Source organism: Planotetraspora mira, assembly GCF_016863275.1.
Lineage (GTDB): Bacteria > Actinomycetota > Actinomycetes > Streptosporangiales > Streptosporangiaceae > Planotetraspora > Planotetraspora mira.
Genome location: NZ_BOOO01000001.1, coordinates 210,987 through 236,544 on the forward strand (window position 1 = coordinate 210,987; position 25,558 = coordinate 236,544).

General features: G+C 70.7%; 24 protein-coding genes and 1 riboswitch. Of the genes, 11 read left to right on the forward strand and 13 right to left on the reverse strand.

Annotated elements, in window-relative coordinates:
* Positions 1–36 precede the first annotated feature (36 nt).
* The 4 genes from Pmi06nite_RS00945 to Pmi06nite_RS00960 are packed head-to-tail and all read left to right on the forward strand — an operon-like array spanning position 37 to position 3,720.
* Positions 37–870, forward strand: coding sequence for an ABC transporter permease (locus tag Pmi06nite_RS00945; protein ID WP_203950840.1), 834 nt, complete (start codon positions 37–39; stop codon positions 868–870).
* Positions 843–1,598 carry an ABC transporter ATP-binding protein gene (locus Pmi06nite_RS00950; protein WP_203950841.1) on the forward strand — a complete coding sequence of 252 codons (756 nt, stop codon included), beginning with the start codon at positions 843–845 and terminating at the stop codon, positions 1,596–1,598. The genes Pmi06nite_RS00945 and Pmi06nite_RS00950 overlap by 28 nt, the downstream gene beginning before the upstream one ends.
* Positions 1,595–2,590, forward strand: a complete 996-nt coding sequence (locus tag Pmi06nite_RS00955) for an ABC transporter substrate-binding protein (RefSeq protein WP_203950842.1) — start codon at positions 1,595–1,597, stop codon at positions 2,588–2,590. Before Pmi06nite_RS00950 ends, Pmi06nite_RS00955 begins: the two co-directional genes overlap by 4 nt.
* On the forward strand, positions 2,587–3,720 hold the full coding sequence (locus tag Pmi06nite_RS00960; protein ID WP_203950843.1) for an LLM class flavin-dependent oxidoreductase: 1,134 nt from the start codon (positions 2,587–2,589) through the stop codon (positions 3,718–3,720). The genes Pmi06nite_RS00955 and Pmi06nite_RS00960 overlap by 4 nt, the downstream gene beginning before the upstream one ends.
* Positions 3,721–3,795: 75 nt before the next feature.
* On the opposite strand, the gene Pmi06nite_RS00965 is transcribed toward Pmi06nite_RS00960, so the two are convergent.
* The 6 genes from Pmi06nite_RS00965 to ribD form a co-directional block, all read right to left on the reverse strand.
* Complete coding sequence (locus Pmi06nite_RS00965; protein ID WP_203950844.1) at positions 3,796–4,248, reverse strand: PH domain-containing protein; 453 nt, start codon at positions 4,246–4,248, stop codon at positions 3,796–3,798.
* Between the two features lie 264 nt (positions 4,249–4,512).
* Complete coding sequence (gene ribH, locus Pmi06nite_RS00970) at positions 4,513–4,992, reverse strand: 6,7-dimethyl-8-ribityllumazine synthase (protein ID WP_203950845.1); 480 nt, start codon at positions 4,990–4,992, stop codon at positions 4,513–4,515.
* Complete coding sequence (locus Pmi06nite_RS00975; protein WP_203950846.1) at positions 4,989–6,224, reverse strand: bifunctional 3,4-dihydroxy-2-butanone-4-phosphate synthase/GTP cyclohydrolase II; 1,236 nt, start codon at positions 6,222–6,224, stop codon at positions 4,989–4,991. The genes ribH and Pmi06nite_RS00975 overlap by 4 nt, the downstream gene beginning before the upstream one ends.
* Positions 6,221–6,853 carry a nicotinamide mononucleotide transporter family protein gene (locus Pmi06nite_RS00980; RefSeq protein WP_203950847.1) on the reverse strand — a complete coding sequence of 211 codons (633 nt, stop codon included), beginning with the start codon at positions 6,851–6,853 and terminating at the stop codon, positions 6,221–6,223. The genes Pmi06nite_RS00975 and Pmi06nite_RS00980 overlap by 4 nt, the downstream gene beginning before the upstream one ends.
* The gene (locus Pmi06nite_RS00985; RefSeq protein ID WP_203950848.1) at positions 6,850–7,446 is read right to left on the reverse strand and encodes a riboflavin synthase; all 597 of its coding nucleotides are present in this window, start codon (positions 7,444–7,446) and stop codon (positions 6,850–6,852) included. Before Pmi06nite_RS00985 ends, Pmi06nite_RS00980 begins: the two co-directional genes overlap by 4 nt.
* Positions 7,447–8,532 carry a bifunctional diaminohydroxyphosphoribosylaminopyrimidine deaminase/5-amino-6-(5-phosphoribosylamino)uracil reductase RibD gene (gene ribD / locus Pmi06nite_RS00990; RefSeq protein WP_239113434.1) on the reverse strand — a complete coding sequence of 362 codons (1,086 nt, stop codon included), beginning with the start codon at positions 8,530–8,532 and terminating at the stop codon, positions 7,447–7,449.
* A gap of 110 nt (positions 8,533–8,642) precedes the next feature.
* A riboswitch (FMN riboswitch) is annotated at positions 8,643–8,806 on the reverse strand.
* A gap of 394 nt (positions 8,807–9,200) precedes the next feature.
* Here ribD and Pmi06nite_RS00995 point away from each other — a divergent pair.
* The 5 genes from Pmi06nite_RS00995 (at position 9,201) to Pmi06nite_RS01015 (ending at position 15,271) form a co-directional block, all read left to right on the forward strand.
* Positions 9,201–10,226 carry an ABC transporter permease gene (locus tag Pmi06nite_RS00995; RefSeq protein WP_203950849.1) on the forward strand — a complete coding sequence of 342 codons (1,026 nt, stop codon included), beginning with the start codon at positions 9,201–9,203 and terminating at the stop codon, positions 10,224–10,226.
* Positions 10,227–10,283: 57 nt separating this feature from the next.
* Entirely contained in the window at positions 10,284–12,032 is a 1,749-nt protein-coding gene (locus Pmi06nite_RS01000; protein WP_203950850.1) for an ABC transporter substrate-binding protein, read from the forward strand.
* Between the two features lie 88 nt (positions 12,033–12,120).
* Positions 12,121–13,101, forward strand: coding sequence for an ABC transporter permease (locus Pmi06nite_RS01005; protein WP_203950851.1), 981 nt, complete (start codon positions 12,121–12,123; stop codon positions 13,099–13,101).
* Between the two features lie 77 nt (positions 13,102–13,178).
* A complete protein-coding gene (locus Pmi06nite_RS01010) occupies positions 13,179–14,243 on the forward strand; it encodes an ABC transporter ATP-binding protein (RefSeq protein ID WP_275409536.1) in 1,065 nt (354 codons plus the stop codon).
* On the forward strand, positions 14,240–15,271 hold the full coding sequence (locus Pmi06nite_RS01015; protein WP_203950852.1) for an ABC transporter ATP-binding protein: 1,032 nt from the start codon (positions 14,240–14,242) through the stop codon (positions 15,269–15,271). Before Pmi06nite_RS01010 ends, Pmi06nite_RS01015 begins: the two co-directional genes overlap by 4 nt.
* Positions 15,272–15,345: 74 nt before the next feature.
* On the opposite strand, the gene rpe is transcribed toward Pmi06nite_RS01015, so the two are convergent.
* Positions 15,346–16,005, reverse strand: coding sequence for a ribulose-phosphate 3-epimerase (gene rpe, locus Pmi06nite_RS01020; RefSeq protein WP_203950853.1), 660 nt, complete (start codon positions 16,003–16,005; stop codon positions 15,346–15,348).
* A gap of 119 nt (positions 16,006–16,124) precedes the next feature.
* On the opposite strand from rpe, the gene Pmi06nite_RS01025 reads away from it, so the two are divergent.
* Entirely contained in the window at positions 16,125–16,502 is a 378-nt protein-coding gene (locus Pmi06nite_RS01025) for a PadR family transcriptional regulator (protein WP_203950854.1), read from the forward strand.
* Positions 16,499–17,470: a hypothetical protein gene (locus tag Pmi06nite_RS01030; RefSeq protein ID WP_203950855.1), complete on the forward strand. Its 972-nt coding sequence runs from the start codon at positions 16,499–16,501 to the stop codon at positions 17,468–17,470. The genes Pmi06nite_RS01025 and Pmi06nite_RS01030 overlap by 4 nt, the downstream gene beginning before the upstream one ends.
* Here the strand turns inward: Pmi06nite_RS01030 and Pmi06nite_RS01035 are convergent.
* From Pmi06nite_RS01035 to Pmi06nite_RS01060, 6 genes are read right to left on the reverse strand one after another with little or no spacing between them, the layout of a single operon-like run.
* Positions 17,456–18,964 (reverse strand): RsmB/NOP family class I SAM-dependent RNA methyltransferase, encoded by a 1,509-nt coding sequence (locus tag Pmi06nite_RS01035; RefSeq protein WP_203950856.1) that lies wholly within the window; start codon positions 18,962–18,964, stop codon positions 17,456–17,458. The two genes, Pmi06nite_RS01030 and Pmi06nite_RS01035, sit on opposite strands and share 15 nt — an antisense overlap.
* Positions 18,965–18,968: 4 nt before the next feature.
* Complete coding sequence (gene fmt, locus Pmi06nite_RS01040) at positions 18,969–19,898, reverse strand: methionyl-tRNA formyltransferase (RefSeq protein ID WP_203950857.1); 930 nt, start codon at positions 19,896–19,898, stop codon at positions 18,969–18,971.
* Positions 19,898–20,446, reverse strand: coding sequence for a peptide deformylase (gene def / locus Pmi06nite_RS01045; protein ID WP_203950858.1), 549 nt, complete (start codon positions 20,444–20,446; stop codon positions 19,898–19,900). The genes fmt and def overlap by 1 nt, the downstream gene beginning before the upstream one ends.
* A 41-nt stretch (positions 20,447–20,487) precedes the next feature.
* Positions 20,488–21,702, reverse strand: coding sequence for a hypothetical protein (locus tag Pmi06nite_RS01050; protein WP_203950859.1), 1,215 nt, complete (start codon positions 21,700–21,702; stop codon positions 20,488–20,490).
* A 23-nt stretch (positions 21,703–21,725) separates the two neighbouring features.
* A complete protein-coding gene (locus Pmi06nite_RS01055) occupies positions 21,726–23,402 on the reverse strand; it encodes a hypothetical protein (RefSeq protein ID WP_239113436.1) in 1,677 nt (558 codons plus the stop codon).
* Positions 23,403–23,442: 40 nt separating this feature from the next.
* Positions 23,443–25,524 (reverse strand): primosomal protein N', encoded by a 2,082-nt coding sequence (locus Pmi06nite_RS01060; protein WP_203950860.1) that lies wholly within the window; start codon positions 25,522–25,524, stop codon positions 23,443–23,445.
* Positions 25,525–25,558 lie beyond the last annotated feature (34 nt).

Below are 25,558 nucleotides of genomic sequence, written 5' to 3' on the forward strand. Positions count from 1 at the left end.
GGAGGACATCGCACACCATCCCTGCGAGGTACCCCCATGTCCGTCCTTGAACTGGACACCCCGGTCCGGGCCGAGCCGCACCCCGGCGCACGCATCCGGCGCCGGCGGCTGCCGGGAAAAGCCTGGCAGCGCTGGATCAGCCCACTGGTCCTCGTGCTCGCCTGGCAGATCGCGAGCACGACCGGCCTGCTGCCCACCCGACTGCTCGCCGCGCCGTCCACGATCGCCGCGACCGCGGTCGACCTGGTCCAGGCGGGGACGTTGCCCACGGCGATCGCCGTGTCGCTCCAGCGCGTCCTGATCGGCTTCACGGCCGGGGCGATCGCGGGCGTCGGCCTCGCGCTGGTTGCCGGACTGAGCCGCAAGGGGGAGAACGCGGTCGACCCGATCATGCAGATGCTCCGGGCGCTGCCGTTCTTCGGTCTCATCCCGCTGTTCATCCTCTGGTTCGGCATCGGGGAGGCGCCGAAGGTGCTGCTCGTGGCCCTCGCGGTGTCGTTCCCCCTCTACCTGAACACCTTCGCGGGCATCCGCGGGGTCGACGGGAAGCTCGCCGAGGTCGCGCGCACGGTCGGGCTCGGCAGGACTCAGCTCATCCGGCACATCGTGCTCCCCGGCGCGCTCCCCCAGACGCTCGTCGGCCTCCGGCAGAGCCTCGGCGTGGCGTGGCTGGCGCTGATCGTCGCCGAGCAGGTCAACGCCAACGCCGGGCTCGGCTACATGATCAACGACGCGCGGGAGTTCCTCCGTACCGACGTGATCGTCGTGGGCCTGCTCGTCTACAGCGCGCTCGGCCTGCTGACCGACGCACTCGTCCGGCTGCTCGAAAGGAGGGCCCTCACGTGGCGACGCGAGTTCCTGGCCCGCTGACCCGGCCGTCCGAGGCCGCGACAGGGCCGGTGGCCACCGTCGACGGGCTGACCCGCCGTTTCGGCGAGCGGACCGTCCTCGACCGGCTCGACCTGGAGATCGGGCGCGGCGAGTTCATCGCGCTGCTCGGCCGCAGCGGCTCCGGCAAGTCGACCCTGCTCCGCGCGCTCGCCGGGCTCGACAGCGAGGCTGAGGGCGGCCTGAGCGTCACCGGTTCCGTGGCGGTGGCCTTCCAGGAGCCGCGGCTCGTGCCCTGGAAGCGCGTCCATGCCAACATCACGCTCGGCCTCGCCGTACCCGACCCGAAGGAGAAGGCGGACGCGGCCCTGGCGGAGGTCGGCCTGACCGAGCGGGCGGGCGCCTGGCCGCTCACGCTCTCCGGCGGCGAGGCCCAGCGGGCCAGCCTGGCGCGCGCCCTGGTCCGGGAGCCGGACCTGCTTCTGCTCGACGAGCCTTTCAGCGCCCTTGACGCGCTGACCCGGATCACCATCCACCAACTGGTCCTCCAACTGTGGTCCGTCCACCGGCCGGCCGTGCTGCTGGTCACCCACGACGTCGACGAGGCGCTGCTGCTCGCGGATCGCGTGCTCGTGCTCGACCGGGGGCGCATCGCGCACGAGTCGGACGTCCCGGCGCCGCGTCCCCGCCACCGCGACCATCCCGATCTCACCTCCCTCCGCACGACCCTCCTCGCCGCTCTCGGCGTGTCCCCCGAAGGAACCACATGACCAGGAAACTGCTCGCGGCCCTGTTACTCATCGCGCTGGCCGGCACGGCCTGCGCCTCCACCGGCTCGGCGAACGACTCCTCGGCCGGCACCGGGGCGAGCGGCTCGGGCGTCACCCTGCGGGTCGGCGACCAGAAGGCCGGTTCCCAGGCCCTGCTCAAGGCCGCCGGGCTGCTCGACGGGACGTCGTACAAGATCACCTGGTCCCAGTTCACGTCGGGCCCGCCGATGCTGGAGGCGATCAACGCCGGCGCCGTCGACATCGGGGGCGTCGGGAACACCCCGCCCGTCTTCGCCGCCGCGGCCGGTTCGAAGATCAAGGTGGTCGCGGCCTACCGGCAGAACCTCGCCGGCGCCACGATCCTGGTGCCACAGGGCTCGGCGATCACCGCACCGGCGCAGCTCAAGGACAAGAAGGTCGCGGTCGCCAAGGGCAGCTCGGCGCACTACCACCTGCTCTCCGTGCTCCAGAAGGCCGGGCTGTCGTTCAAGGACATCCAGCCGCAGTACCTCCAGCCCGCGGACGCCCTCGCGGCGTTCACCTCCGGGACCATCGACGCCTGGGCGATCTGGGAGCCCTTCACCTCCCAGGCCGAGCTGCAGAACAAGGCCAAGCTCCTGGTCGACGGCAACGGCTACGTCAACGGGCTCAACTTCCAGGTGGCGGCGCCCGGCGCGCTGCAGGACAAGGGGAAGGACACGGCGATCCGCGACTTCCTCACCCGTCTCGCCAAGGCGAGGACCTGGGCCGTCTCCCACCAGCCCGAGTGGGCCAAGGTGTGGGCGCAGGAGACCGGCCTTCCCGTGGAGGTCGCGAACGCGGCCGTCGCCAACACCCTGGCCACCCCCATCGTGATCGACGACTCGGTGGTCACGTCGGAGCAGCAGATGGCCGACGCGTTCAGCGCCGAGGGGCTGATCCCCGGCGGCCTGAAGTTCTCGGATTTCGTCGATGACCAGTTCAACGACGTCGTAGCGAAGGGACAGCAGTGAAGTTCCACTGGTTCCTGCCCACCACGGGCGACAGCAGGGCGATCGTCGGCGGCGGGCACGGCCTGCACCGGGCGCACGGCCATTCCGCGGCCGAGGTGTTCCGCCCGCCATCGGTCGACTACCTGGGCCAGATCGCCCGCTCGGCCGAGCAACTCGGCTTCGAGGCCGTGCTGACTCCGACCGGCACGTTCTGCGAGGACGCGTGGCTCGTGACGGCCGCGCTCACCCAGGTGACGAAACGGCTGAAGTTCCTCGTCGCCTTCCGGCCCGGGGCGCTGTCGCCGACCCTCGCCGCACAGATGGCCGCGACCTACCAGCGGATATCCGACGGACGGCTGCTGCTGAACATCGTCACCGGCGGGGAGACCACCGAGCAGAAACGGTTCGGCGACCACCTGTCCAAGGACGAGCGGTACGCGAGGACCGACGAGTTCCTCTCGATCGTCCGTGGCGCCTGGGAGGGGCCGTTCGACTTCAAGGGCACGTACTACGACGTCGAGGGGGCACAGGTCGCCGAGTCTCCCTCCCCCGTCCCCGAGCTCTATTTCGGCGGCTCGTCGGCCGCCGCGGGACCGGTCGCGGCAAGGCATGTGAACGTCTACCTGACCTGGGGCGAGCCGCCGTCGCAGGTCGCCACCAAGCTCGACTGGATCAGGGAGCTGGCCGCGGCCCAGGGCCGTACGCTGCGCTTCGGCATCCGCCTGCACGTGATCACCCGGGACACCTCGGGCGAGGCGTGGGAGGAGGCCCAGCGGCTGCTCGACCGGATCGACCCGGCGGACATCGCGTCCGCGAAGGCCATCCTCGGCCGCAGCGACTCGGTGGGACAGCAGCGGATGCTCGCCCTGCACCAGGGATTCGACCACGGCAAGGCCCGCGAGCTGGAGATCCACCCCAACCTCTGGGCCGGCGTGGGACTGGTACGCGGCGGCGCGGGCACGGCGCTGGTCGGAAGCCATCAGGAGGTCGCGGACCTGATCGAGGAGTACGCCTCCCTCGGCATCGAGGAGTTCGTCCTGTCCGGCTACCCGCATCTCGAGGAGGCCTACTGGTTCGGGGAGGGCGTGCTGCCCGAACTCCGCCGCCGGGGGCTCTTCGAGGCCCCCGTGCCGGCGCTGCGCAGCGCCTGAACCACGGCGGCACGCGGAGGCGCCGGTGCGATGCACCGCCTGAACCATGGCGGCACGCGGGGGCGCCCTTCCGGGTCACACCCGGTCGGGCGCCTCGCCGCGGTCGTGGATGAGGGTGCTGAGCTCGGAGACCGCCTTGCGGGACCGCTCCCGCTCCGTGCTCTGGATGCCCATCGCGCCCAGGCTGAGCCCGTTCGCCAGGTCGAGTTTGGGCCAGGGGTCGCCTTCCGCCATCGTGACGTCGAGGATCTCCGGCCATTCGTAGCGGTGCACCCTGAGGGGGTTCACCACGGTGATCCCCCGCTCGTCGGCCACGACACGGGTCCGCCCGAGCAGGTGCAGCAGCCCCGCCACGAGGCAGCCGAACACCACCAGGCCGAGCCGGTCGGGCAGCCTGAACTGCTCGGGCAGGATCAGCGCGAGGACGACCGCCCCGACGACCATGACCACCGCCAGGCCGTACGCGATGATCGGGGTCTGCCGGGGACGCCACGTCACGGGCAGCGACGGCGGCCTGCGCTCATCCATGACGGCCTCCCATGTGACCTCGGACGGCGCCGAAGACGGCGCCGGGGACGGTCTCGCGGGGAGCACCCGCGGTCTCGCGGGCGCCTCCCGCCGGCTTCTGCATGATCACCAATTGGGTTTTCCCAGCTGAGATGGTCAAGATGCGAACCTGTGCATGATCACGGAATGCGTCCTGGCTGGTCAAGTGGGCTCTCCACGAATCCGCGCATGATCACGGGGAGAGAAGTGGCTGGTCGGACCCCTTGATCACGAATCTGTGCATGATCACGCGGAAGGGGTGGGGAGGGTGCGGAGGAGGAGGGCGGTCTCGAGGGCGGCGACGGTGGCCTCGTAACCCTTGTCCTCGGCGCTGCCCGGCACGCCCGACCTGTCGACCGCCTGGTCGAGCGTCTCGCAGGTGAGTACGCCGTTGCCGACCGGAGTCGCCTCATCGAGGGCCACCCTGGTGAGACCGGAGGTCACCGAGTCGCAGACGTAGTCGAAGTGGGCGGTCTCCCCCCTGATCACCACGCCCAGCGCGACCACCGCGTCGTACCGCCTGGCCAGGGCCTGCGCGACCACCGGGATCTCCAGCGACCCGGCCACGCGGACCGTGACGGCTTCGGCGCCGCAATCCTGCGCCGCCTGTACGGCTCTCGCCAGCAACTGATCGGTGATCTTCTCGTGCCAGCGTGCCGCGACGATGCCGACCGTCAGCCCGCCCGCGTCCACGCTCTGCGCCACCGGACGCCCGTCCCCGCTCATTCGTGCTCCCCTTCCGGGATGTCCCGTGGAATGTCATGGCCGAGGCGCTCCCGCTTGGCCGTGAGGTATTTCTCGTTGTACGGATTCATGGCCACCGGCATGGGCTCGCGGCCGAGCACCTTGATGCCGAAGCCGTCCATGCCGCGCACCTTGGCGGGATTGTTGGTCAGCAGCCTGACCGACTTCACCCCGAGGTCGGCGAGCATCTGGGCGGCGTTGGAGAACTCCCTGGAGTCCACCGGAAGGCCGAGCTCCAGGTTGGCGTCGACGGTGTCGCTGCCGTTGTCCTGGAGGTTGTAGGCCCGCAGCTTGGCCAGCAGGCCGATCCCCCGTCCCTCGTGGCCGCGCAGGTAGACGACCACGCCGCGGCCGTGCTCGGAGATCGTGCGCATGGCGTTGTCGAGCTGGACGCCGCAGTCGCAGCGCAACGAGCCGAGCACGTCGCCGGTGAGGCACTCGGAGTGCGCCCGCACCAGGACGTTCTCCCCGTCGGCGAGGTCGCCGTAGACGAGGGCCAGGTGCTCGCCCCCGTCGAGGGAGCTCGCGTAGCCGTAGGCGCGCCAGATGCCGTACCGGTTGGGGATCCGGGTCTCGGCGACGCGCGTGACCACCCGCTCGGACCGCCTGCGGTGCTCCATCAGCTGCTCGATCGAGATGAGCGCCAGGTCGTGCTCGTCGGCGAACTCCCGCAGGCGGGGCAGCCGCGCCATCGTCCCGTCGTCGTTGACCACCTCGGCGAGCGCGCCCGCCGGGGACAGCCCCGCCAGCCTGGCCAGGTCCACGGCCGCCTCGGTGTGGCCCTGCCGGACCAGCACGCCGCCCTCGCGGTAGCGCAGAGGGAAGATGTGCCCGGGACGGACGAGCTCGTAGGGCTCGGTGGCGGAGTCGCACAGCGTGCGGATCGTCTTGGCGCGGTCGGCGGCGGAGATCCCCGTCGTCACGCCGTCACGGGCGTCGACGCTGATCGTGTACGCCGTTCTGAGGCGCTCCTTGTTCTGGTGGACCATGAGGGGCAGGCCGAGCCGGTCGAGCTCCTTGCCCTCCATGGCGACGCAGATCACGCCGCTCGTATACCTGATCATGAAGGCGACCACCTCGGGCGTCGCCTTGGCCGCCGCGAAGATGATGTCGCCCTCGTTCTCGCGGTTCTCGTTGTCCACCACGACGACGGGCCTGCCGTCCCGGATGTCGGCGATCGCCCGCTCGACCGGATCGAGCCTGATGCCCGTCATGCCGTCACCGCCCGCAACTGGTGCGACTGGCGCAGCCAGTCGCGGAATCCGAAGGCCACCATGACCAGGAAGACGCCGTATACGGCCCCCGAGACCACCAGGCCGGAGGAGAAGGCCAGCGGCACGCCGATCACGTCGACGGCCACCCAGATCACCCAGAAGTCCACCAGCGCCCTCCCCTGCGCCCACGTCGCCACGGCACTGCCGACGAAGATGTAGGCGTCCGGCCACGGGGCCCACGAGATGTTCAGGCCACGCGAGTTGAGATAGGTGAACAGCAGCGCGACCGCCACCGTGCCCAGCGCCATCACCGCGACGACCAGCGTCCTCTCACGCGAGGTGGCCGACCTGATCGGCAGCGCGGCGCCGCCGCGGGTGCCCCGCGACCAGCGGATCCACCCGTAGACGGCCAGCGCGCCGAACAGCGCCTGCTTGAGCGCGTTGCCCGTGATGTGGGCGCTGATGGAGGCGACGAACAGCAGGGCGGAGGAGGCGAACTGCACCGGCCACGTCCAGATCGTCTTCCTGATCGCCAGCCAGACCGTCGTCAGGGCGCCCACGTTCCCGACCAGGTCCGTCCAGAGCACGTGCTGCCCCACCACGTCGAATCCCGCTTCGGTCCAGCTCATGCGCGTGTTCCCAGAGTGAGCTTCTCGACGTACTTGGCGATCACGTCGACCTCGAGGTTCACCGGCTCGCCCGGCTGCTTGCGGCCAAGCGTGGTGAGCCCGAGCGTGGTGGGGATCAGGCTGACGGCGAAGGAGTCCGCGTCCACCGCGACCACGGTCAGGCTCACCCCGTCGACCGTGATCGACCCCTTCTCCACCACGTAGCGGTTCAGGTCGGCGGGCAGGGAGAGGCGGACGACCTCCCAGTGCTCACCGGGCTCGCGCGACAGCACCACGCCGGTTCCGTCGACGTGGCCCTGGACGATGTGGCCGCCCAGCCGCTGATCGGCCCGTACGGCACGCTCCAGGTTGACCCGCGACCCCGGCTCCAGCGCGCCCAGCGACGAACGGTCCAGGGTCTCCTTCATGACGTCGGCGGTGAACACGTCCCCCTCGACGTCCGCCACCGTGAGGCAGACGCCGTTGACGGCGATCGAGTCCCCGTGCCCGGCGTCGCCCGTGACGACCTTGCCGCGCACCGACAGGCGCGCCGCGTCGGCCTGGGGCTCGACCGCGACGACCTCGCCGAGTTCCTCGACGATTCCGGTGAACATTCAGCTCTCCTTAGGTGGTGCCGGCCGGAGGACGAGCCTGAGGTCCGGTCCGATGGGGGTCACTTCCTCGAACTCGAGGCGGAGGATCTCGCCGATCGTGGTCACGCCCGCCGCCCCGAGGGCGGCCGCTCCCGTGCCCAGCAGTGCGGGCGCGATGTAGCCGACGACCCTGTCGACCAGGCCTTCTCTGAGGAAGGAACCGGCGAGGGTCGGTCCGCCTTCGAGCAGTGCGCTCACGATCTGCCTCCCGTGCAGCTCAGCCATGAGCGCATGGAGGTCTATTCCGCCGGGCGCGCGCGGCAGCCGTACGGGATGGCCGAGGTGCGCGGGGACGTCCGCGTCGTCCGCGACGGCGACGAGCGCGGGCTCCTCGCCCGCCAGGACCCTGGCCGAGGCGGGCGTGCGGGCCGCGGAGTCGACGACGATCCGCAGCGGCCGGCGAGCGGCGTCTCCGGGCACGCGGGCGGTGAGCAGGGGATCGTCGGCGATGACGGTGCCGATCCCGGCGATGACGGCGTCGCTCTCGGCACGCAGGCGGTGCACGTCGGCCCTGGCCTCGGGGGAGGTGATCCACTTGCTGGTGCCGTCAGCGGCCGCCGACCGTCCGTCGAGCGTCGCGGCGAACTTCCAGGTGACGAACGGCCTGCGCCTGCGGATGAACGTGAGCCACGCCTCGTTGACCCGCTCGGCCTCCTCGGCCAGCACGCCGGTCTCGACCTCGACCCCGCTGCGGCGGAGCCTGTCGACGCCGCCCGCGGCGAGGGGGTTGGGATCGGTCACGGCGACCACGACTCGCGTGACGCCCGCGCTGATCAGCGCACCGCTGCACGGCCCGGTCCTGCCGGTGTGGTCGCAGGGCTCCAGGGTGACGTACGCCGTGCCGCCCCTGGCCCGTTCGCCCGCCTCGCGCAGGGCCACGACCTCGGCGTGGGGGCCGCCGGCGTAGGCGTGGAAACCCTCCCCCACGACCTGTCCCGAGGCGTCGAGGACCACACACCCGACGACGGGGTTGGGGCTCGTGCCGCCATGGCCTCGCGCCGCCAGCCCGATCGCGCGGCGCATGTGAATGATGTCCTGCGGACCCACCCGGGTCGTCCTCTCGCCTGTGTCGCCACGGCGGGCCCCGGGGGTGGGACGGACGCGATCACGCGTCACGTCAGGCGGACGGCGGGCACCCTTCGGGCGCCGTCATCCGCTCGCGCGCTTCCTCCCATCCGGACTTTCACCGTCGGTCCTGGAGTCTCACCAGGTCCACCGGCCGATGGCTTCGGCCGGGTCGCGGACTACCACCCGTCGGCCTCCAGGGGAGGTCGCGAGTGTCACCGCCGGTTCGGAATTACACCGACCCCGGAGCACGCTTGCTCTGTCTTTACCAGTGTGCCATGCCTGGCACGCTCACCATTGTGCAGGATCCAGGCAAATCAGTCATAGCCCGTCCTGCCTGGACTTTCGGCTGTCCCCATCGGACTCAGGTTGCACACGAGTCGCCTGCCGCCGTGCGAACTGTCCCCACGGCGTCCGCGTTGTGTCACCAAACCATGACACACTTAGGGTCCAGCTGACGTTAAGTGTCATACCGATCGTTTGGCCAGGTCAACCGGCAATCGGACACAAGCTGGTTTACTTTGGACAACGAAGTAGAGCAAAAAGCGCGATGCCCCGGCGAAGCGATTGACCCGCGGAAAATTAGTTGCCAGGGTTCGTTCCAGTCGGATATCGCCGACCGTTATTGGCATCCGGGAGCACCGCCCAACATGACGTTCCCTTCCTCGACCACGGCAGAGACAGGCTCGGACGCCGTCGACACAGTGGCCGCCGCAGCAGCCGGGTCCTCCGCCGCCGTCGTCGGGCGATCGCCCGGCCAGTTGATGTGGCGGCGCTTCCGCCGCGACCGGACGGGCCTGATCTCGGCGGCCATCGTGCTCGCGTTCTTCCTGATCGCGCTGCTGGCCCCGGTGATCGCCTGGGCGTACGGCAAGGACCCGTACACGCCCTACGGCGGGAACCAGCCCGGCCTGCTGAACCAGTACGGTTACCCGATCCTGCCGAACGGCGGCATCAGCGGGGACTTCTGGTTCGGCCTCGAACCCGGTCTCGGCCGTGACGTCTTCACGCAACTCGTGTACGGCATCCGCACGTCGCTCAGCATCGCGCTGATCGTGACGGTGCTGTCCACCTTCATCGGGGTGACCATGGGCATCACCTCGGGCTATGTCGGAGGCAAGACCGACTATGTGATCGGCCGGGTCATCGACACGCTGCTCTCCTTCCCGTCGCAGCTGTTCCTGATCGTGCTCGTCCCGGTCGTCGAGGTCGCCCTGGTGCAGCCCGACCAGGAGACTCCGGCATGGCTCAGGTACGTGTCGATCTGCATCGTGCTGACCGTGCTCGGCTGGGCCACGATCGCCCGCCTGCTCCGCGCACAGGTGCTCTCGCTGCGGGAGCGGGAGTTCATCGAGGCGGCCCGGGTCACCGGCGCGTCACCCGGCCGGGTGATCTTCAAGGAACTCCTGCCCAACCTGTGGACCCCGATCATCATCCAGGCCACGCTCGCGCTCCCGCTCTACGTGGGCGCGGAAGCGGGCCTCGGGTTCCTCGGTGCCGGAATGACGGAGCCGACTCCCGACTGGGGCCGCATGTTCCAGGTGGGCGCCAACGTCTACCACTCCGACGTGACATACCTCCTGTTCCCGGGCGTGTCGATGTTGATCTTCGTGATCGCCTTCAACCTGCTCGGGGACTCGATCCGCGACGCTTTCGACCCAAAGACGAAGCGCTGACCCCCTAGGAAGGACCATATGAGATCGCATAGCAGGCGAATCGCCACAGCGACGGCCGTGCTCGCTGTCGGTGCGCTGGCGCTGGCCGGCTGCGCCAAGGGCGGAGGAGGCGGCGCCCCCTCCGCGGCCGCGTCGCAGACCCCGCTGGAGAACAAGGCGGTCAGTGCGATCACGGTCGGCACCGCCGCGGACTCCACCGGGCCCGCGCCCGAGGTCGCCGGCGCCAAGCCCGGCGGCACGGCCAACATGATCGACCGTGACGACTTCAGCCACCTCGACCCGGGCCGCGTCTACCTGAACTACAACGCGTCGGTGTCGCTGCTGTTCACCCGGCAGCTCACCAACTACAAGGAAGACGCGTCAGGCAGCATCAAGCTGGTCGGCGACCTGGCCACGGACGCGGGCACCACCACCGACGGCGGGAAGACCTGGAAGTTCACGCTCAAGGACGGCGTGAAGTGGCAGGACGGCTCGGCGATCACCTCGGGCGACATCAAGTACAGCTTCGAGCGCCTGTTCGCCGACTTCATCACCGAGGGCCCGGACTACGCCGAGACCTGGCTCGTCCCCGACCCCAACAAGCCGTTCCGCGACCAGTACAAGGGCCCGTACGACGGCAAGGAGCTCGACACGATCGAGACTCCTGACGACAAGACGGTGATCTTCCACCTGAACGCGCCCCACCCGGACTTCAACTTCACCGTCGCCATGACCGGCTACGGCGCGGTGCCGAAGGCCAAGGACACCAAGCAGAAGTACGACAAGCAGCCGTTCTCCTCGGGTCCGTACCAGATCGTGAGCCACACCACCGACAAGTCGCTGGAGCTGGAGCGCAACCCGAACTGGGACAAGAACACCGACCCGATCCGGCACGCCTACCCGGACAAGTTCCACATGGAGTTCGGCCTCCAGTCGCAGCAGTCGACCGAGCGGTTCCTGGCCGACACCGGCGCCGACAAGCAGGCGTTCACCTTCCACAACGCGGTGGCGCCCGAGCGGGTCCAGGAGGTGCTCGGCAACGCCGAGGCGATGAAGAGGTCCATCCAGGGCCTGACCCCCTTCACCACCTTCTACAACATCAACACCAAGCGGGTCACGGACGTCAACGTCCGCAAGGCGATCATCACCGCGTGGCCGGCCAAGCAGCTGCAGCAGATCGCGGGCGGCGAGATCAACAGCGGCAAGATCGCCACCACGGTGCTGAGCCCGACCGTCCTCGGTTACGAGGCCTCCGACCTGTACGGCAAGCTGGCCAAGCCCGAAGGCGACCCCGAGGCGGCCAAGAAGCTGCTCGCGTCGTCGAGCACGCCGACCCCGACGATCGTCTACGCGTACAACCAGACGCCGACCCAGGAGAAGATCACGGTCGCCATCAAGGACGCGCTGACCAAGGCGGGCTTCAACGTGGTCGCCAAGCCGCTCAACCCGGCGACGTATTATGACGCGATCGGCCCGGTGGACAACCAGTACGACATCTACTGGGGTGGCTGGGCGGCCGACTGGCCGACCGGTTCGACCGCGATCCAGCCGCAGTTCGACGGCCGCCTCATCGCGGACAACGCGCCGAACTACACGCACCTGAACGTTCCGGAGATCAACACCGCCATCGACCAGGCCAACACCATCGCCGACCCCACTGAGGCCGGCAAGGCGTGGGCCGCGATCGACCGGAAGATCATGGAGCAGGCCGCGATCGTCCCCGAGTACTACCAGACCTACTTCGGCCTCTACGGCTCCGGCCTCGGCGGCGTGAGGTTCGACCCGATCCAGGGCGAGCAGTCCGCGCTCGACATCTGGGTCAAGTAGCAGACGACCGGCCCCGCCGTCCCCGCCCCGCCCGGGCGGGGCGGCGGGGTCACCGGCCCGTTCCACCCGTGACGACAAGTGCGAGATCATGACCAGCTTTCTGGTACGCCGGATACTCGGCGCCATCGTGATCCTGATTCTCATCAGCCTGATCACGTTCTACCTCTTCTACGCCCTGCCACGGGATCCGGCCCGGGCCTTCTGCGGCAAGATCTGCCGCCCGGAGACGCTGACGCTGATCCGGCACAACCTGGGGATGGACGAGCCGCTGTTCGTGCAGTACTGGCACTGGCTGTCCGGCATCTTCATGGGCCGTGAATTCACCCAGTTCGGGGCCTGCCCGGCGCCCTGCCTGGGGTACTCCTTCGCCACGCAGGAGCCCGTCTTCAGTGCCATCGTGGACCGGTTCCCCGTGACCCTGTCCCTCACGCTCGGCGCGTCCGTCGTCATCCTGTCCTTCGGGATCCTGACCGGCATGCTCGCCGCGTGGAAGGTCGGGCAGCCGCTCGACAAGATCGCCAGCTCCACGTCCGTGATCGGCGCCTCGCTGCAGATCTACTTCGTCGGCCCGCTGGTGGTGTTCGCCGTGGTGGACACCCTCGGGCTGCTCCCGCGCCCCTCCTACGTCCCGTTCACCGAGGACCCGCTCACCTGGTTCGTGCATCTGCTGATCCCGTGGGTGGTGTTGTCGATCATCTTCACCGCCAACTACACCCGCATGACCCGCTCGCAGATGCTCGAGCAACTCGCCGAGGACTACGTCCGTACGGCGCGGGCCAAGGGGATGTCCGGACGATCGGTCTTCTTCCGGTTCGCGTGGCGAGGCGCGATGATCCCCATCATCACGATCTTCGGCGTCGACCTCGCGACGCTGCTGGGCGGCGCGATCATCACCGAACAGACCTTCACCCTGCACGGCATCGGCGAGCTGGCCGTACGGGCCGTGCAGAACACCGACCTGCCGATGCTGCTCGGCGTGACCGTGGTCGGTGCCGCGGCCATCGTCTTCCTGAACATCGTGGTCGACGTGCTGTACGCGTTCATCGACCCCCGCGTCCGGCTGAGCTGAGCCCGAGGGCCCTCGAACATGCACGCCGCATCCGTCCGCACCGAGCAGACCGAGCAGTACAGAAGCTGGAGCAGTAAGTGACCACCGTGTCGTGGAGCAGCGAGCCGGGGACCTCGCGCGGCCCTGAGCCGTTCCTGTCCGTCCGTGATCTCAGCGTGCGGTTCAGCACCGAGGACGGCGTCGTCCACGCCGTGGACGGGCTCTCCTTCGACGTGGAGAAGGGGACGACTCTCGGCATCGTGGGTGAGTCCGGGTCGGGCAAGTCCGTCACCAACCTCACCATCCTGGGGCTGCACGATCCCGCGCACACCGAGGTCGACGGCGAGATCTGGCTGGAGGACCAGGAGCTCGTCGGGGCCGGCGCCTCGACCTTGGAGAAACTACGCGGCAACCGGGTCGCGATGATCTTCCAGGACCCGCTGACCTCGCTGTCCCCCTTCCACACGATCGGGCGGCAGATCGGGGAGGTGTACCGCAAGCACAAGGGCGCGAGCAAGAAGGAGGCCCGCGACCGCGCGATCGAGATGCTCGAACGTGTCGGCATCCCGCAGCCCGCCACCCGCGTCGATCACTACCCCCACGAGTTCTCCGGCGGCATGCGCCAGCGCGCGATGATCGCCATGGCTCTCGTCTGCGATCCCGATCTGCTGATCGCCGACGAGCCCACCACCGCGCTCGACGTCACCGTCCAGGCGCAGATCCTCGACCTGCTCAAGGACCTGCAGCAGCAGTTCGGCACGACCATCATCCTGATCACCCATGATCTCGGGGTGGTCGCCAACACCGCCGACAACGTCCTGGTGATGTACGCGGGACGGGCCGCGGAAAGGGGCACGGTCCGCGAGGTCCTGAGCAAGCCCAGCCATCCGTACACCTGGGGGCTCCTGTCCTCCATGCCCCGGCTGACGTCGTCCGTCGACATGCCGCTGGTGCCCGTCCGCGGCACCCCTCCGAGCCTGCTCAATCGCCCGGCCGGTTGCGCCTTCCATCCGCGATGCGACTTCCCGCAGCTCGTCGGATCGGATCTGTGCTTCACTCAACGACCGGACATCTCCCCTGAGAACGGGCACGGAGACGCCTGCTATCTCACCCTCCAGCAGAAGAGGGACATCCGCACCGGCGACACCAAGGAACAGGCATGAGCGAGACGCTGCTGGAGATGCAGGGGCTGACCAAGCACTTCCCGGTCCGGGGCGGCCTGATCTTCAAGCACCAGATCGGGAGCGTCCACGCCGTGGACGGCGTGGACCTGACCGTGGGAGCCGGAGAAGTCGTGGGCCTCGTGGGCGAGTCGGGCTGCGGCAAGTCCACCACCGGGCGGCTGGCCTCGCGCCTGCTCGAGCCGACGGCCGGCAAGATCCTCTATCAGGGCCGCGACATCAGCCACAGCTCGCGGCGCGAGCTCAAGCCGATCAGGCCCGAGATCCAGATGATCTTCCAGGACCCCTACAGCTCGCTCAATCCCCGGCAGACCGTCGGCACGATCATCCGCGGCCCGATGGAGATCAACGGCATCAATCCCGAGGGCGGGAGGAAGAAGCGGGCCCAGGAACTGCTGGAGATCGTCGGCCTGAACCCGGAGCACTACAACCGGTTCCCGCATGAGTTCTCGGGCGGGCAGCGCCAGCGCATCGGCGTCGCCCGGGCCCTGGCGCTCGACCCCAAGCTGATCATCGCGGACGAGCCGGTGTCGGCGCTCGACGTCTCCATCCAGGCCCAGGTCGTCAACCTGCTCCAGCAACTGCAGCGCGACCTCGGCATCGCGTTCCTGTTCATCGCGCACGACCTCGCGATCGTCAGGCACTTCTCCCAGCGGGTGGCGGTGATGTACCTCGGCAAGATCGTCGAGGTCGGCGACCGTCAGTCGATCTACGAGCGGCCGAGGCATCCGTACACGCACGCCCTGCTCTCGGCCGTCCCCGAGCCCGACGTGACCAGCGAACCGCGGGAGCGCATCCGCCTGGCGGGCGACGTGCCCTCCCCCATCAACCCGCCGTCGGGCTGCCGCTTCCGCACCCGGTGCTGGAAGGCGCAGGACAAGTGCGCGACGGAGGTTCCGCCGCTGATCCAGCTGAACGGCAACCGCGAGGGGCACCTCACCGCGTGCCACTTCCCCGAGGCTCCGACGGTCCACGGGGACGACGTGGTGCTCGACCCCGCCCTCGTCTGACCACCCCCGCCGAAGCCGGGCGCCGACCCGGTAGACCCGTTCGGCGCCTGGAGGCGACGCGTTCCGATCCGGGCTCAGGCCTGCTGCGCCAGCGCGCGCAGGCTCCGTACGGCCTGAGCCGGGTCGTCGGCGCCGTAGACGGCGTTGCCGGCCACGAACACGTCGGCCCCGGCCTCGGCGCAGCGCTCGATGGTCGCGGCCGACACGCCGCCGTCCACCTGAAGCCACACCTCGCCGCCGTACTTGTCGATGAGCCCGCGCGCCTTGGTGATCTTGGGAAGCATGATGTCCAGGAAGCCCTGTCCGCCGAATCCGGGCTCCACGGTCATGACCAGGAGCATGTCGATCTCGGGCAGCAGGTCCTCGTAGGGGTCGACCGGCGTTGCGGGGTTGATTGCGAGCCCTGAACGCGCCCCGGCGGCGCGGATCGCACGGAGCGTGCGCACGGCCGCCTTGGCCGCCTCGGCGTGGATGGTGACGCTCGCCGCGCCGGCCTCCGCGTAGCCGGGCGCCCAGCGATCCGGATCGTCGATCATCAGATGACAGTCGATCGGCGTGGAGGTCGTCTTCAACAGGGCCTCGACGACGGGCAGTCCCAACGTCAGGTTGGGCACGAAGTGATAGTCCATGACGTCCACGTGCAGCCAGTCGGCGACGCCCTCGACCCGGGCGGCCTCGTCGGCCAGGCGGGCGAAATCGGCGGACAGGATGCTGGGCGAGATCTGTACGGCCATAGTGCCAGCAGTCTATTTCGCCCCGGCCACACCCAGGCCCCACGCCCGGACGCACCCCGGCGCACCCTTGCACCTGAGTCAATTGATCGGTATATATCGTCTACATGAATGATCGATCCATGCAGGAACCCACGTTCCTGATCCTCACGGCGCTGGCCGCGGGACCCCAGCACGGCTACGGCATCATCACCGACGTTCTGGCGATCTCCGATGAGCGGGTGCGGCTGCGCGCCGGCACGCTGTACGCGGCGCTGGACCGTCTCCAGGGAGAGGGCATGATCGAGACCGACCGTGAGGAGGTCGTCGACGGCCGGGCCCGGCGCTACTACCGGCTGACCTCCGAAGGCGCGGCCCGTCTTGCCGTCGAGACCGAGCGACTGCGCCGGAACGTGGAGACCGCGGCCTCCCGCCTCAGCCGCAGGCCGCGCATGACCACCGAGCCTGGAACGCTGGGCGCGTTCTTCCGTACGGCGGCCGTCGCGGGGGGCGCCTCATGACCTCTCTGGAACAGCATTACCGCAGGCTGCTGGCCTGGTATCCGAAGGAGCACCGCGCCGAGCACGCTGACGAGATGCTCGCCGTCCTGCTCGCCGGATCCGCCGCGGACCAGAGGCGGCCCGCCGTGCGCGAGACCGTCGACCTGGCCCGCGGCGCCCTGGCCATCCGGCTCCGCAGGGCGCTCGTCGGAGAGTCGGGCAGACTGTGGCTCGCCGCCTTCAACATCGCGGCGCTCATCGGGTCGATCGTGCTCCTGCTCAACCCGCTGCACCGGACCCTCGTGGCCATCATCGATCTCGTCGATGCCCTGCTGCCGGGCGTTCGGTGGACCGTGATGCCGCCGGAGCCTGTGGGCATCGCGTTCGTCCTGCGATATCTCGCATTGGTCCTGCCGTACGCGCTGATCGTCGTGCTCGCCTGGCTCGGCCGGAAGAAGGCTGCGGCGGTGTGCGCGTGGGTGTGGGTGGTGATGGACGCGTGGTACGAGACCACCGCACGTTTCCGGTTCGCCCCCGGCGCGCTCTCCTACCTGGGGGCCGGGGACCTCTGGGATGCGGCGCCACGCCTGCTGCCGGTCGTCCTGGTCGCCGCGATGCTGACCCTCGCGCCGTCTCCCGGCCCCGCCCCTCTGGGCACCCGGCGGCTGCTCGTCTGGACCTCCGCGTTCGTGGCGACGCTGGTGCTCCAGAAGATGCATTTCGCGCCGCTTCCATTGATGATCGTCGCGGCGATCGTGGTGGTGCTCGCGGTGCGCTCCCGGACCGGCCGCAGGGTGTTGGTAGTGATGTCACCCCTCGTCATCCGGGAGTTCGTCTCCGGGATATGGCTGGAGTCGATCGTCGTCGCGCTCGCAATGGCGATCCTCGGCGCAGCCCTGTGGCTGACCCGCTTCGCCCCGCCGGCCGTTCTGCCCGGCACCGGCGGCGGCTCGAGGCGGCCAGAGGAGGACGCCTCACCTGCGGCGTAGCAGCGCCAGGAACATCGCGTCGGTGCCGTGCCGGTGCGGCCAGAACTGCGCGTACGGCCCGTCTCCCAGGTCCGGGACCTCGGGCAGGAACTCCCTCGCGTCCAGCATCTCCACCCGGTCCCTGACGTCGTCCACGACCGCCCGCGTCTCGGCGAGGTGCGGGGAGCACGTGACATAGGCGACCACGCCGCCGGGCCGTACGGCCTCCAGCGCGGAATCGAGCAGGCGGCGCTGCAGGGCCGTCAACTCGGGGATGCTCCGGGGGTCGCGCCGCCAGCGGGCCTCCGGCCGCCTGCGCAGGGCTCCGAGCCCGGTGCAGGGGGCGTCGAGCATGACCCTGTCGAAGGCTCCGGCGCGCCAGGGCGGCTCGGTTCCGTCGGCGACCACCACCTCGGCGTCCTTGGTGGTGTTCCACACCAGGCGGGCGCGGTGATACTGCGCGTCCGCGGCGAGCAGGTGCCCCCCGCCCTGTACGGCGAGCGCGTCCAGCAGACCGGCCTTGCCGCCCGGCCCCGCGCACATGTCGAGCCAGCGGCCGTCGGCGTCGAGCGGCACCCGCGTGAGCGCGAGGGCCACGAGCTGGCTCGCCTCGTCCTGAACCGCCGCGCGGGCCTCTCCCACGGCCCGCAGCGAACCGGGATCCCCCTCGGGCAGGTAGACGCCGTACGGCGAGTACCTGGCGCGCTCGCCTCCCGCCTCGACGAGCTCCTCGATGGAACAGCGCCCGGGCCGGGCCACCAGGGCCACGCGCGGCCGGTCGTTGTCGGCCGCCAGGAGGGCGGCCGTCTCGTCGAAGTCGCCTCCCAGCGCGTCGCGAAGCGCGCTGACGATCCAGCGCGGATGGCTGTGGGAGACCGCGAGGTTGCCGACGGGGTCCTCCTCACGCGGCGGGGCGACGATCGCGAGCCACTCCTCGAGCGTCCGCCCGGCGACCTTCCGCAGCACGGCGTTGGCGTATCGGGACGGGCCCGTGCCGACCCGGAGCCGCACGAGGTCGATCGTGGCGCTCACGGCGGCGTGCGGAGGGATGCGCGTCTTGAGGAGCTGGTGGACGCCGAGCCGTATGGCGTCGAGCAGCGGCGGGTCCACCTGCTCGGGGGGACGGTCGCTGCACGCGGCGATGATCTCGTCGTAGGTGCCGAGGCCCCGCAACGTGCCGTAGGCCAGCTCGGTGGCGAGCGCGGCGTCACGCCCGCTGAGCCGCCGCTGCCGGAGCAGCGAGGGCATGAGCAGGTTGGCGTACGCGTCGCGCTCGTCGACGGCCCTCATGAGGTCATAGGCGGCGTTGCGGGCCTCGTCCCTCGTCGGGCGCTGGGGACGGCGACGGCCTCCCGGGCCGCTTCCGCCGCGACCCTGGCCTCCGCCGCGCCCCTGCGAGCCTCCACGCCCCTGAGAGCCCCCACGGCCTTGGGAACCTCCGGTCGAGCCTCCTGACGCGCCGTGGACTCCCTGCGCGTCCCTGGCGGCCCCTCCGCCGCCTGTCTGGCTGCTCATCGGCTCAGCCCAGCCGGTCCTGGCCGGTGACGCGGACACCGCGCGCCCATTCGGCCGACGTCATGAGGCGCTTGCCCTGCGGCTGCACCTCGCCCAGCTCGATCGGGTGACTGCCCGTCCCGACGAGCACGGCCTTCTTGGACGCCGCCATCTCCCCGGGCTCGAGCTTGTCGGCCTCGGGCGCGAGCCGTACGGGACCGAGCTTGACGCGCTGGCCGCGGAACTCCGTCCACGCGCCGGGGGCCGGCGTGCAGGCGCGGACGAGCCGGTCCACCCGCATGGCCGGAGCCGCCCAGTCCACCCGCCCGTCGTCCACGCCGATCTTGGGTGCGATGCTCACGCCGTCGGCGGGTTGGGGCCGTGCCTCTAGGACGCCGTCCTCGACGCCGTCGAGCGTCGCCACGAGCAGCCCGGCACCCGACTCCGCGAGCCGCGCGAGCAGGTCGCCGCTGGTGTCGTCCGGCCGGATCTCTTCGGTCACCACGCCGAAGACGGGGCCGGCGTCGAGTTCCTTCACGATCCGGAACGTCGACGCGCCCGTGATCTCGTCACCGTGCAGGACGGCATGCTGGACCGGTGCCGCTCCCCGCCAGGCGGGCAGCAGCGAGAAGTGCAGATTGATCCACCCATGGGGCGGGATGTCCAGCGCGGACTGTGGAAGCAGGGCTCCATAGGCGACGACCGGACAGCAATCCGGATTTATCGCCCGCAGGCGGTCGAGGAAGCCCGGGTCTCCGGCCTTCGCCGGCTTGAGCACCTCGATGCCCGACTCCTCGGCGAGCTGGGCCACCGGGCTGGGGTGGACCTGCCGCCCCCGGCCCGACTGCGCGTCCGGGCGGGTCACGACGGCGACCACCTCGTGGCGGGGCGAGTCCAGCAGGGCGCGGAGGGACGGGAGCGCGGTGTCCGGAGTGCCGGCGAAGACCAGGCGCACTACAGGGCCCTCCCGTGCGTCGCGTGCGGAGAAAGCTTCACGGCGGGTGCGGAAAGGCCGCTCCACTCGGCCTCCCGTACGGCCTTCATGGCCAGCTTGCGCTGCTTGGCGTCCATCCTGTCGATGAACAGCACGCCGTCCAGGTGGTCGGTCTCGTGCTGGAAGCACCGTGCCATGAGGTCGGTGCCCTCGAGCGTGATCGGCTCGCCGTGCATGTCGAACCCCCTGGCGACGGCCCGGATGGCGCGCGGCGTGGGGAAGGCCAGGCCGGGGAACGACAGGCACCCCTCCTCGCCCTCCTCGTCGAGCTCCTCGGACAGGTCGAGGTCGGGGTTGATCAGATGTCCCAGCTGCTCGTCGACGTAGTAGGTGAAGACCCGCAGCCCGACGCCGATCTGCGGCGCGGCCAGACCGGCTCCGGGCGCGTCCATCATCGTGTCGGTGAGGTCCTTGACGAGCTTGCGCAGCTCCTTGTCGAAGTCGACCACCGGCTCCGCCGGAGTGCGCAGCACCGGGTCGCCGAACAGGCGGATCGGCTGGATGGCCAACGGTGGGCTCCATTCGCGTCGTTCTGTGGGATCACCACAGTTTACGGGCGCGAGCGTGCCTTCATCGCCGTCTTCCTCGCCACCTTGGCGATCACGGGGTCGGGATGGTGGCCGCTGAGCATCTCCAGGACGGCGAGCGCGTCGGGATGGTCGCTCCTGCCCATCGCCGGCATCAGCGTCAGCAGGTCCTCGCCCAGGATGTCGTACTGCGTCATCGAGTCGACCGGGGCCGTGATGTAGAGCAGGGCGGCGAGGGTGTCCACGGCCACCCAGGCGCCGTCCCCCTCCCCCAGCGCCGGCGCGTCGAGGTCCCGCACGCCGAGCCAGGCCGCGGCGTACCGCGACATCATGGGCTCGTCGAGCGCCTCGCGGACGGCGGGCTCCGCCTCCGGGCCCAGCTCCTCCAGGATGGTCCCCGCGGTGCCCCGCTGGGCGGCGTTTCCGGAGGCCGCGATCTTGATCAGCTCGCGCGCGGCGTCCTCGGGCACCCGCTGCTCCAGCCAGAGCGTGGCGGCGCTGGCCGACGCCTTGCCCTGGAGCATCGAGTCGATCAGCTCGGCGGCGGTCAGCTCGGCGAACCCGGCGACCTCGTGCAGGGAAGGCGCGTCGTGGCCTTCCCTGAGCAGGTCGCGGCGCACGGCCCACACGCCGGGCTGGGTGAGCCTGACGAGATCGCCGGTCACCTCGATCAGCCCGCAGTACTCCAGCAGTTTCATGGCCTCGGCCAGCTCGCCGGGCAGCGTCATCCGCAGCCGCTTGAGCTCCGTCTGGCGCGCCTCGCATCCGACCTCGTGCGCCTGGAGGATGCCGGTGGCGAGCGCCGCGACCGGCATTCCGTCCCGCACCGAGTAGATCGTCGCCAGGATCTCCGTGAGGTGCTCGTCGACGACGCTCGAGCCGGTGAGGCCCTCCTCCGTGCGGTCGAGCACGTCCATCACCACGCCGTCCCAGAACTCCATGGGGTCGGCGACGCCGGGGCCGGGACGGGCTCCCGCACGGGTGATCTCGATGAGGCGTCCGTTCACCGCGACGACCCACAGCAGGTGGAGCCGCTTGGCGGCCAGATCCAGCTCGGCGACGGCGGCGCGCGCGTCGTCGGTGGTCAGCAGGCCGTGCTCGGTGACCTCCCGGACACCCGTCCATCCGGCCAGGCGTGCGGCGTCCCGCACCAGGGGGATCGCCCGCACCGCGTGAGCCAGCTCCGCATCGGGGGCGAGCTCGACCGGCGGAAAGGTGAGCACGTCGCTGTCGGCCATTCCAGCAACTTACTCCACACGCGTTACCGGATGCCCCGCGAACGTGCCTTGAACGCCGCCTTTCGGGCAGACTTCGCTGCCGCCTTGTCAGGAAGCGTGTTGCCGAGCAGCTCGAGGACCTCGACGACGTCGGGGTGGTCCACGTGCCACATGTCGTCGATCAGATGAGCGGGAGGACCTGACAGAGCGATGTTCTCCGCGAAGCCCTCGGGATCGGCCTCCGCCGCGGGAAGAGCAAGCGCGAGCATGTCGACGCTGAGCCACAGCACCTCGTCCTGGGTCAGCGCCGGGGCGTCGAGCCCGCGCGTGGACAACCAGTGGACCGCGTGCGGCCGCAACTCCGCGTCCTCGAGGTGGGCCCGCACCACGCCTGCGGCCTCCTCCCCCAGCCTGTCGACGATCGTGACGGCGATGCCGCGGACCTCGGCGGGCGCGCCCGCGACCGCGCCGAGCAACTCGGCGGCCGCCTCCTGTGGCGTACGCCTGGACAGCCAGGCGACGATGTCGCGCTCCGCCACCTCGGCGGGGAGGCCGTCGGTGATCAGACCGGCGATGAGGCCGCTCGCGTCCCCCTCCGCCAGGTCCGCCGCGATGGGCGCGGACACGCCCATCGCCTCGTATCGCGTGCGAAGACCCCACAGGCCGTGGCCGGTCAGGGCGAGGCCGTCCTCGTCGTACTGGACCGTTCCCGCGTGTGCGAGGTCGTGGAACGCCTTCTCCAACTGGTCGATCGGGCGGTCGGCCGCGACCTCCTGGAGGTAGTCGCGGATCGCCTCGAGCGGGACCGGCGCCTGCAGCCGGTAGAGCAGGTCGTGGATGGAGTAGATCTCCTTGTCGACGATCTCCACGCCGGTGATGTCCGTCGACGCCTCGACCACGAAGTCCACTGCGCCCGCCCACAGGGTGAGGAGCTCGTCGTCGGGCACGGCGTCGAGCGGCCCGAGCCCCTCCCTGGCGAGGACGGCGGTGCCCTCCAGCCGGGCCAGCCCCAGGCCGAGCGCCAGCCGCCAGGCGAGGGCCGGCCTGCCGACGCCCAGCTCCGCCGTGAGCCGCCGCGCGTCCTTGACCCGAAGTTCCTTGCGCACGGTCGTGGTGCACGCCTCACCGGCCATCCAGGCCGCCACGCGGTGGGCGTCCCGCAGCAGCGGCACCTCCCGTACGGCTCTCGCGACCTCCTGGGGGGACGCCAGCCGTACCGGGGGCAGCGGCGCGTACCCTGGGCGGTCGAACCCTTCTCCGGCCGTCTCGTCGAGCCCGTCCTGCGACGGGTCCGTCCCTCCGTCGGCCAGGTCGAGGGAGTCCGCGCCTATCGCGCTGAAGATGCTCTTGGCCATGCCGAACTTGGTGGTGTCGGCGAGGGCGCGGGGCATCTCGGGCTCGATCGCGTCGATCGTGGTGCGCATCCGGGCGGCCGTCTTGATGCCGATCTCGCCGGTGTCGAGCAGGAAGTCGACCAGCGTCCGCGCCGCCGCCACGGTCTCCGGTGCGCTCTCCGGCGGGGCGATGACCTTACGGGGATAGATCTCCAGCAGGAGCTCCTCGAACGTGCCCGCGCGGAAATCGCCGAGCTCGTTGACCTCCAGGTAGTCGCTGGCGTAGTCGCACAGCAGCCGCACCTCGTCGACGTCGACCTCGACGCCCTTCTCGTGCCCCCACGCGCGAAGGCCCTCGACGGCCAGGTTCACCCATTCGATCGACACAGGGAGACGCTAACGGGTTACTGTCAGCATCGCGAATCGGTCAGATCAGGTCCAGCGGATCGACGTTCACACGGACCACGTCCGCCGCTTTGCGCGCCGACCGCACGCCGCTGGCCCCCTTGAGTGCTCTGGCCAGCTTCGACCCGCCGTCACGCGAAATCCTGATCATGGCCCTCTCCAGGCCGCCGTCGACCGGCACCGGCCCCAGGATCTGCGCGCCGCCGGGCAGCGCGGTGTCGGCCAGCATCTCCCTGACAGCCGCGGCGGGGCCGGTGAGCGTGGCCATCCGCACCGCGGGCGGGAATCCCAGCTCTGCCCGGTCGGCCAGCTCGCGCTCGGCGAAGGTGACCGGGTCCCACCGCAAGAGCGCCTGCACGGCCGGCACCCCGGAGTCGGCGAGCACGACGACGTCCGCTCCCGGCCGCGTCAGCGCCGCGGCGTTCATCCACCGCCGCAGCGCCTCCTCCCCCGCGCGCAGGTCGGGCCGGCCCAGCAGAGCCCAGCCGTCCAGCAGCACGGCCGCCGCGTATCCGTCCACGGGCATCGGCTCGGCCCCCGGAGTGGCGACGACCAGCGCCGGAGCCGCGCCGACCGTGGCGAGGACGCCGTCGCGGCCCGAGGTCCTGACGGTGACCGAGGGGAACGCCCGGCCCAGTTCCTCGGCGGTGCGCCGGGCGCCGACCACGACGGCGCGCACGTGGCCGCCGCCGCAGTTGGGGCACCGCCAGTCGCCCGCCACCCGCCCGCACCATCGGCAGTACGGCATGGCATGGCCGCTGCGGAGCGCGAGCGGACCCGCGCACACCGGCCCGTCCTGCGCGGTGCCGGTGATCGCCCGGCAGCGGGCGGGGGCGCGGCACTGGCGGCAGGCGAGCGCGGGCAGGTATCCCCGCCGGGGCACCTGGACGAGCACCGGGCCGCTCTCCAGCCCCTGTTTGAGGGTCCGCCACGCGAGGTTCGGCAGCCGGGCCGCGCGCGCGGCCTCGTCGCGGGACAGTTCGGCGTCGTCCCCCGTGGGCCGGACCCTGGGCGCCCGCGCCCTGACCTCCTCGCGTCGCGGCGTCAGCGGCGCCGCCCATCCCGTGGCGACGAGCTGGGTGGCCTCGGCCGTCCGCGCGTAGCCGCCGATCAGCATGCCGGCCTCCGCGCGGTGCGCGCGCAGCGCCAGCACCTCACGGGCGTGCGGGTACGGCGTCAGCCGTTCGGCGTGGACGTCGTCGCCGTCGTCCCAGATGACGACGAGCCCGAGATCGGCGACGGGGGCGAAGGCGGCGGCACGGGTGCCGACCACGGCCCGGGCCTGTCCGCGCAGCAGCTTCAGCCAGCGCCGGTAACGTTCGGCCGGGCCGAGGTCCGCGGTGATCGCGACGTGCGGGGTGCCGGCCAGCGCACGCTCGGCCACCGCGACGTCCTTGCCGTCCGGGACGACCACCACGACCCCGCGCCCGCTCGCCAGCGTGACGCGCACGGCGGCGGCCACGGCCGCCGGCCACGCCGGGCCTTCCGCGCCCGTCCCCGGGAGTGCCGACCAGACGGCGCGAGGCGCCCGTCCAGCGGCGAGAGCGGTCAGGAACGAGTGTCCCGCCGGATAGGCCGCCCAGGCCCTCTCACCGGCCTGCTGGTGGGCGTCGATCCCTTCGGAGCCCGCTCCCCCGGCCGGGGCCTCGGCGCGCGGCTCCGTCTCCACCCGGGCGTGGCGGGGCGGGACGGCCAGGCGCAGGACGTCGGACATCGTCCCGGCGTAGCGGTCGGCGACCGCTCTCGCGAGGCCTGCGATCTCGGCCGTGAGGACGGGCTCCGGAGAGATCACGCGCTCCAGGAACGACAGCCTGCCCTTGTGGTCACTGTGCTCCAGCCGTTCGAGGAGGAAGCCGTCGGTCAGCTGGCCGGAGAAGCGCACCCGCACCCGGCAGCCCGGCACGGCGTCCGCCGCCAGCTCCGCCGGCACGAGGTAGTCGAAGGGCCGGTCCAGATGAGGCAGCGGGGAGTCGATCACGATCTGCGCGACCGGCAGTTCCTCCGCGGCCTCCTTCGCACCCTTCGCCCGGGTACGCCGGGAGGGCCTACGGGGATCAGGAAGGAGCGCCTCCTGGGGGTAGGGTTCGCTGGTCGGCTCGGTCACGTCTACGTCCTACCAGACCCGGCCGGGGCAAGAC